This window comes from Deltaproteobacteria bacterium (assembly GCA_019309045.1).
In the GTDB taxonomy this organism is placed as follows: domain Bacteria; phylum Desulfobacterota; class Syntrophobacteria; order BM002; family BM002; genus JAFDGZ01.
Genome location: JAFDGZ010000156.1, coordinates 1 through 7,007 on the forward strand (window position 1 = coordinate 1; position 7,007 = coordinate 7,007).

General features: G+C 57.5%; 5 protein-coding genes. All 5 read right to left on the reverse strand.

Annotation, left to right across the window (positions count from 1 at the left end):
• Window positions 1-206 precede the first annotated feature (206 nt).
• Window positions 207-2,666 (reverse strand): hypothetical protein, encoded by a 2,460-nt coding sequence (locus tag JRI89_16990; protein ID MBW2072926.1) that lies wholly within the window; start codon window positions 2,664-2,666, stop codon window positions 207-209.
• Window positions 2,663-3,367, reverse strand: a complete 705-nt coding sequence (locus JRI89_16995; protein MBW2072927.1) for a protein-L-isoaspartate(D-aspartate) O-methyltransferase — start codon at window positions 3,365-3,367, stop codon at window positions 2,663-2,665. Before JRI89_16995 ends, JRI89_16990 begins: the two co-directional genes overlap by 4 nt.
• 807 nt (window positions 3,368-4,174) lie before the next feature.
• Window positions 4,175-5,479, reverse strand: coding sequence for a tRNA (N(6)-L-threonylcarbamoyladenosine(37)-C(2))-methylthiotransferase MtaB (gene mtaB, locus JRI89_17000; GenBank protein ID MBW2072928.1), 1,305 nt, complete (start codon window positions 5,477-5,479; stop codon window positions 4,175-4,177).
• Window positions 5,476-6,633 (reverse strand): tRNA 2-thiouridine(34) synthase MnmA, encoded by a 1,158-nt coding sequence (mnmA, locus tag JRI89_17005; protein ID MBW2072929.1) that lies wholly within the window; start codon window positions 6,631-6,633, stop codon window positions 5,476-5,478. The genes mtaB and mnmA overlap by 4 nt, the downstream gene beginning before the upstream one ends.
• Window positions 6,630-7,007, reverse strand: a 378-nt coding sequence (locus JRI89_17010) for a 4Fe-4S dicluster domain-containing protein (GenBank protein MBW2072930.1), incomplete at its 5' end; no start/stop codon positions are given. The genes JRI89_17010 and mnmA, both read right to left, overlap by 4 nt.

The window sequence follows — 7,007 nt, forward strand, 5'->3', positions numbered from 1 at the left end:
GGTACAGTGCCGCCTGCTGCATTTCAGGCATTGCGTGACTTCGAAAATATCATTCAGGTGGTATTCATAGACATCTGAGGGAGTCTGCTGCTGGCCCCGCCAAGAGATCTGGCTGGAAGCCAGAGCCTTGGTGGATCTGGGCAAAAAGCACTCCCCAACCTTCACCTTGCGACCAGCTGCCAGTTTTCTGCAGGTGCCATTGTACCTCACGGCGGCGGCCGCAGCCAGACTGTCCAGGCGGCCAGCAGGGCTAGCACATAGCAGACAACTGCCAGGGTCAGGACTCCGGAGAACCCCAGGCAAAGGGCAAGGAGTATGGCCAGAGGTGCTGCTGCCACAGAGGCAAAGCCATTGATTCCCCAGGCCCAGGGAACAAAGAAGGGAGATCCCTGTTCCAACAGCAGCATGCCTGCCGGGAAGGGGCAGCCCATGATGAAGGCAAGGGGAGCGAGGAGCACCATGGTAAAAAGAAAGCGGCCGGCCGTGCTCCAGCTGGCAACAGTTCCCAGAAGCCAGTGACTCATGGCGAAGCTGACAGGTGCCAGGATGGCTATTGCTGCCCCAGAAAAAAGGACAGCCCTCCTGGCAGAAATGCCCAGATAGCGGTAGGAAATGCTGCCGCAGCCCGAGAAGAAGAGGAAGCCTGCGAGCACGCCAGCGGCGGACAGCAGAGAGTCGCCTATCATCAAAGTACAGTGCTGCATAAAAGTCATTTCAATTCCCAGGTATGCCAGGCCTATAAAAAAGAAGTACCACAGAGCAGGGCCGCCTCTGCCAGTGCTGGGATTCCTGCGCTGCAGCAGGAAGAGCGGCAGGATGAGCAGGCCAAGGCCGGCCGCCACGATTTCCACCAGAGTGATGAGCAATACCACGTAGCCCAGCTCCAGGCGCTGCAGCCACTGGGGACCGTAAGTCTTCAACAGCACGGGCAGGGAGCGCCAGCGGAAAAAGTCAGAGAAATAGGGTCGATCATCAGTTGCCGGGCGCACATTATAGGGCCAGCTGCGAAAGAACCGCTCCCTGTCCTCCGAAAGAATGTTTTCTGCGGCAAATTGATAGACTGACTGCTTGACGCCTGGTATGGGTGTCAGACGATTGAACTGCAGCCGGCTCTCAGGGTCGAAACCTGGCAGAAGATCGATATCCAGCCACAACCTGTTGCTCATCTTCTCGATAGCTTGTCGCTGGGAGGCGGTGATGGGTTGAACCGAGGCCATGGTGCAGACAGCCAGGTGATTGCGAAGCTGAACGAGGTGTTTTCCGGGGTCCCTGACCCCCAGTCGTTCCAGGGCAGCAGCCAGAGTGGCCAGAATCTTTATGTTGTCCCTGGGTGGTGACTGCAGGCCTCTGGTGATGCTGAGCAAACCTCCAGCTGTCAGGTGCCGTAAACAGTCTTGCATGCCCTCCACAGTTAGCATGTAGTTCTCGTGCAGCGAAAGCAAGCCGCCCAGCCCAGCCGCCATGACTTCGGCGGAGACCACCTGAATGAGGTCGAACTTTTCAGAGGTGCGCTTCAAAAAGTGACGCGGCATTTGCATGGAAAGCTCCACATCAGGGCCCTGGAACACGCTGCCGGCATAGGGGGCGAGGGGACCGTTGAGAAGATCGACAATCTGTGAATTTGGTTGAACCACGGTGATATGCGCTGCCCGGAAGCGACGAGCCAGCCACACAGAGGTGCCCGTGCTTTCACCAAGAAGAGCCACTCTGGGTTTGGCCAGCAAGCGATAGGCCACCGACATGGGAGTCTCATCCAGGATCTGTGCTCCAGCCGGGCTCTGTATGCGAAAGACGGGTCCCAGGATATCGCCGTCGCCAAGGAGGAGTAGTTGCGCTGGCGGTGGCGTGGCGGCAGTAAGCCCTGCAAAAAGGGTGAAGTGCAGCCGCGGCGAGGAAAAGACATCCAGCCTTGCCCGTGGGCCATAGCGAGTGACGAGAAAACGTCCATTTCCCTGAAGCTGCCACTGCCTCAGTTGCGCCAGGGCTTTGTGGGGGTCCAGGGCAATGGCGGGCGGCTGCCAGAAATCGAGCAGCACCAGGCAAGCCGCCACTGGCAGCACTGTTTTTGACAACCGCGAAGTTGATCCTGGTAAAGGCGGCCACAGAAAGGTGGCAGCAAAGACTGCAGCGCTCCATACCTGGATCAGTCTCTCGGGGGCGAGCCACCACAGCAGGCCGATGGTCAGGAGGGGACCAAGGCCGCTGCCCAGCAGGCTGGCGCCGTAGACCCGGTTCACCGAGGCGGAGAACCTGAGAATACTGAGGCCGATTACGAAGCCTGCAAGCAGGAAGGGCAAAAAGGTGAGAGTTTGAAAAAGAAGGAGAAAGCCTTGCTGACTGCCGCTATAGAGGAGATAGGCCATATCGAGAGGCAGCAGCTGGGCGAGACGAAAGCACAGGGGAATACTCAGGGCAAGGATGCAGGTGAGGGTACGAATCCACCAACTGAAACGGGGAAGCACTCTTGTCTGTACCAGGGCGATACAGGTTCCACTGACGCCAAATCCCAGGAGCGCCAGACTGACGATGAGATAGGCAAAGTGGTAGCCGCGAGACACCGACAGGCTTCTCATCAGCGCCAGTTCAATCCCCAGGACGGCAGCAGATATGAGGGCCACGGCTGTTAGCTGGCGCAGCCTCGGTTTGAGCTGGTCTTGCTCTTTCACTTTTTCTGGACCGCGCCGGTCATTGGCACAAAGACCACCGGGAGCAGTTCTTCGGTGAACACTTTGCCGGCCGCGTTCTTGTGCACTACTACCAGCCGTTGCACTTGAAAGACCGTTCCCAGGGGGATCACCAGGCGGCCTCCCGGTTTCAGCTGTTGGAGCAGCGGCGGCGGCAGATGGCCAGCAGCGCAGGTGACGATGATGCCATCAAAGGGCGCCTCAGCCGGCCAGCCATAATAGCCGTCACCGGCCTTTACCTTGACTGTGGTGTAGCCGAGCTCACGGAGACGGGCGGCGGCCTGGCGCGCCAGCTCCTCAATGATCTCTATGCTGAAGACACTGGGGGTCAGCTCAGCCAATACCGCAGCCTGGTAGCCGCTGCCGGTGCCGATCTCCAGAACCTTCATCCCAGGCTTCACCTGGAGCGCGGCAGTCATCAAAGCAACAATGTAAGGCTGCGAGATGGTCTGCCCATAGCCAATGGGCAGAGGTCTGTCAGCGTATGCCAGCCTCTGCAGCCGCGGGGGCACAAAAAGGTGCCGCGGTACTTGCCGCATGGCCTCGAGAACAGCAGCAGATTTGACTGACGGCCGGCGGCTGATTATTTGAGTTTTCACCATGGAGAGACGCTCAGCACGCCTTTCCGGGAAGCGTGGGTGAGGCCAGTCCAGTTCAGTAGTCTCCTCGAGACTGGCTGCCATTGCCGGCTTTGCAGGTAAGATCACCGACCAAAAGGCAAAGAGCAGAGCAACTGTCATAAAAAAGCGGCAACAAAGACGACGCAGCATAGCTTTTCCCCGGGAAAGAACAAGGCGCTGAGGGCTGCACCCGATACCGGCGACGGCCAGGCAGCGCCACCCTGGCTGCATGACCGGCCTTCGAACGCGGCATAATGAAAGCCTTCCTCATTCAGCATATAGCAGAATGCCATTACACTGGTCAAGAAAGAGCGGCCGACATACGCTTTAAAGCGAGGCAGAATTGCAGCACTACTGCCTGGTCAGGCAAGGATAAGTTTGACACCAGTCAGCAGGATGCTTAAACATAAGATTAAAACGCCAATCTAGGGGGTGACATATCATGGGTGACGAAACAGGCTATACACCACTGGCACATGAAGAGGACTGCGACGGTTGTTGTGGTTGTGACGGTTCAGCGGACAAGGAGGACTTTCCCAGAGATGAAGAGGGCAGGCCTCTCTACAGACCGCTTTGAAATAGCTGCCTGGAACAGCGAAGCTGAAAGGCCCTTGTTCAAGGGCCTTTCTTTTCGGGAGTTCGGCTAGGCTTGCGAAGCCGCCAGGAGGCATCACCAAGCATTCGGCGGTACGCCCTGGATGCCACCAGGGCTACCATATCTTCCTGATAACTGACAATTGCAAACTGACCACCGATATCCGGTATCCCTGCCCATTGACGCTCTCTGTTGCGGCCGCTGATGAATGGACGGGCTGAGAGATAAGGTTCCGTGCCAGGGCACCTCCGGCAGCGGATCCCTGAAGCTGGTTGTCACACTGGCGCAGCTACAATGCGGCCGTGTTCCATCCGATCCAGTCTCGCCAGCACCATTTCATTTGGTGAGACCAGCTCTTGATTGATGACCACGGGGAGATAATTGTCAGAGAAGCCAAGCAAGCCGCCGCTGTTCCTGTCTTGGCGGCTTTCCACAAGAACAGGGCGCACACTGCCTATGAAGCGCTGCCTGAAGGCCTGCCGTTTGCGGCGATCTAAATCCCGCAGAAGGCGACAGCGTTCGCGGACTACCCTGGGCGACACCTGGTTCGCCATGCGCGCAGCAGGGGTAGTCGGCCTGGCAGAGAAGGGGAACACATGGAGGTAGGCGACATCGAGAGATTCCAGAAGGCGATAAGTATTTTCAAAGTTGCGCTCACTTTCCCCGGGGAAGCCAACAAGCACGTCTGTACCGAGAGCGAGTCCAGGAATTTTCTCCAGGGCAGCAGTCAGCCGTTCTTTGAACAGAGAGGGCGAGTAATGTCTGTTCATCCGACGCAATATGGTGGCATCGCCGCTTTGCAGCGGCACATGCAGGTGCGGACACACGGCAGCTGTGGCAGCGATGAAATCGAGGAGCTCCGGGGTTACTTCGCCGACTTCCAGAGAGCTGAGGCGCAGCCTGGCGGGCAGCGGCTTGGCGGTGATCGACTGCAGCAGCCAGAGTAAATCTCTTCGGGGCCGAAGATCTTTTCCCCACTGGCCCAGGTGAATGCCGGTGAGTACTATCTCTTTGTGTCCATTGCCCAGGAGATTTTTTACCTGTTTGCGAATGCTCAGCGGGTCCACGCTGCGACTGCGGCCGCGAACGTGCGGGATAATACAGTAGGTACAGAAGGCATCGCAGCCGTCCTGCACTTTCAAAAAGGCCCTGGTCTTGCGAGCAGCGCTCGCCAGCAGGAGCGGCAAGTGAGAAGTGCACTGCACCATATCAGTCACATGGATGAATGCCCCCTTGCTGCAAGCCAGCTGGCTGAGATGCACAGGCAGCTGAAATTTCTCTCTGTTGCCGAGCACCAGCGAGACCTTGTCGAGGCGACTGATATCTGCTGCCGCAAGCTGCGCATAGCAGCCGGTGACTACCAGCCGTGCTGCGGGGTTCTGGCGGGCAGCGCGGCGGATGAGTTGGCGCGACTGCATGGCGGCTTTTGCTGTAACTGCGCAGGTGTTGATGCAATATAGATCCGCCTTTTCTGAAAACGGTCTGATCACGTAGCCGGCTTTCTGCAGACAGTGCTCCAGATAGGCGGTCTCACATTGATTGACCTTGCAGCCCAGAGTAGTGAGCGCAGCAGTGCTCATGAAAACACCTGTTCAATAATGCCGCCTCCCAGCAGGAGGTCGTCCTGATAGAAGACTGCAGACTGGCCGGGAGTGATAGCAGCCTGAGGTTCGAGAAAATGTACCAACACACCCTGCGGCCGCGGCTCGATTGAGGCCTCTGCCTGTCGATGACGATAACGAATCTGTACCTGTGCCTTTCGGCTCGAGGCCGGGGGAGGAATGGAAACCCAGTTTACCGAGGAAACCCTCATTGCCCTTCTCAAGAGATCCTTCTTGCGGCCGACTCGGACAGTGCAGGTGTCGGGCTCCAGAGCAACAACATAATATGGGGCGCTGGAAGAGATATTGAGACCGCGGCGTTGGCCAATGGTGAATTGATGAATGCCTCGGTGCTCGCCGACGATGCGGCCACCGAGGTCCACTATCGGCCCCCCTGTGGGCAGGGCCGCGCCAACGCGCTCCTTGAGAAAGCCGCGATAGTCATTCTTGGGAATGAAGCAAATTTCCTGACTCTCCGGACGATGCAAGTCTGCCAGCCCGGCCTCGAGAGCCAGCGCTTTCACCTGATGTTTACACAAATATCCCATGGGGAAGAGCGCTTTGGCCAGCTGGTCCTGACTGAGGCCATAAAGAAAATAGGATTGATCCTTGCGGCGGTCGCGCCCCCTGCGGAGGAGAATTCTGTTGCTGCCAGGATCCCTGGTGAGCCGGACATAATGTCCGGTGACCAACCGCTCAGCTCCCAGCTCCTCTGCCTGGCGGAGGAGAAAAGAGAACTTTATAATTGGATTGCAGAGCACGCAGGGATTGGGTGTCATTCCCCGTCGATAGGCTTCCAAAAAAGGCTCCACCACGAAATGCTGGAAAGGACGGCGCAGGTCAACCAGGTGCAGAGGTATATCCAGCTTGCGGCTGAGGCCTTGAAGCTGCTCGAAATCGACACCTGGCTCTGAGGAAACAAGGTTCATATGAAGCGCCACAGGGCGAAAGCCAAGTTTCTTCAACAGGAAAGCGGCCATGGCGCTGTCAACTCCGCCGCTCAGTGCTACAGCCACCGTGGCAGCAGGGGCAAGCTTCGCATCCAGTGCTTCTTTCACACTTTCCAGTGCTTCTGGCAAAGAAATTGACGGCTTTGCTGCTGGTTCCGACATGGGTGTCAGCAAATGGCTCATAGGGCAATTGCTTTGTCAATGGTGACAATCATTGCTCTGGTGGGACAGGTCTTGACGCACAGCTCGCAGGCGCTGCACTTTTCCGGATCGAAAAGCACCTCCATGCTCGGACGCTCAAGATACAGGGCTCCCGTGGGACAGACGGCTGTACAGGCTCCGCACTGGAAGCATCTGTCGAGGTCTCTTTGGATGTCCTGTGCAACCGCGTCTACTTTTACTCCGCGGCGCTTGAGGTAGCGGATGCCGCGGTCGTAATCCTCTCGTGATTGGCCTTGCAGCTCCATGACCACTAACCCCTCGCGATGAGGATACACAGTGGCCTTGAGAATGTTGAAAGTGAGATCGTAGTTTCTGACCAGGTTGCAGACAATGGG

What these genes read in the sequence shown, in the direction of transcription:
- mtaB (MBW2072928.1), bottom strand. Translation starts at nt 5,479, where the DNA reads ATGAGCACTGCTGCGCTCACTACTCTGGGCTGCAAGGTCAATCAATGT.
- mnmA (MBW2072929.1), bottom strand. Translation starts at nt 6,633, where the DNA reads ATGAGCCATTTGCTGACACCCATGTCGGAACCAGCAGCAAAGCCGTCA.
- JRI89_16995 (MBW2072927.1), bottom strand. Translation starts at nt 3,367, where the DNA reads ATGGCAGCCAGTCTCGAGGAGACTACTGAACTGGACTGGCCTCACCCA.